Raw genomic sequence first — 611 nt, 5'->3', positions numbered from 1 at the left:
TTAATAATCTCTGTAGAATGCGTCCGTGTTGAGAGGGCATAGCCCACAAGATAAAGAAAAGCGGCACTAGCTCAGTTGGTAGAGCGCAACCTTGCCAAGGTTGAGGTCACGAGTTCGAGCCTCGTGTGCCGCTCCAATTATCTAATTTGGCGGAATGGCAGAGTGGCCATGCAGCGGATTGCAAATCCGTCCACCTCGGTTCGACTCCGGGTTCCGCCTCCATTCAACACTCCACACGCTCTTTGAGCAACCCGATGCCCGGGTGGTGGAATTGGTAGACACAAGGGATTTAAAATCCCTCGTTCGTAAGGACGTGCCGGTTCAAGTCCGGCCCCGGGCACCATTTGTGGTTAACTACAATACCAAATGTAGTTTTAAAATAGTTTAACTTTAGAGTTAATATGATGCGGCACTAGCTCAGTTGGTAGAGCGCAACCTTGCCAAGGTTGAGGTCACGAGTTCGAGCCTCGTGTGCCGCTCCATATTAGCTTTATCCACTTGCTTTAAATAGCAAACCCGATGCCCGGGTGGTGGAATTGGTAGACACAAGGGATTTAAAATCCCTCGTTCGTAAGGACGTGCCGGTTCAAGTCCGGCCCCGGGCACCATTT

General features: G+C 50.7%; 5 tRNA genes. All 5 read left to right on the top strand.

Features of this window, described 5'->3' with window-relative positions:
• The first annotated feature begins 60 nt into the window (after positions 1 to 60).
• The 5 genes from JIG41_RS14570 to JIG41_RS14550 all read left to right on the top strand — a co-directional run bounded on the left by JIG41_RS14570 (position 61) and on the right by JIG41_RS14550 (position 608).
• A tRNA-Gly gene (locus JIG41_RS14570) sits at positions 61 to 136 on the top strand.
• Positions 137 to 148: 12 nt separating this feature from the next.
• Positions 149 to 222, top strand: a tRNA-Cys gene (locus tag JIG41_RS14565).
• Positions 223 to 256: 34 nt separating this feature from the next.
• Positions 257 to 343 (top strand) — tRNA-Leu (locus JIG41_RS14560).
• A 63-nt stretch (positions 344 to 406) separates the two neighbouring features.
• A tRNA-Gly gene (locus JIG41_RS14555) sits at positions 407 to 482 on the top strand.
• A 39-nt stretch (positions 483 to 521) separates the two neighbouring features.
• Positions 522 to 608, top strand: a tRNA-Leu gene (locus tag JIG41_RS14550).
• Positions 609 to 611 lie beyond the last annotated feature (3 nt).

The organism is Pseudoalteromonas sp. bablab_jr011 (assembly GCF_016464045.1).
GTDB classification, from domain to species: Bacteria; Pseudomonadota; Gammaproteobacteria; order Enterobacterales; family Alteromonadaceae; genus Pseudoalteromonas; species Pseudoalteromonas lipolytica.
This window is presented reverse-complemented; position numbering and strand designations above follow the sequence as displayed.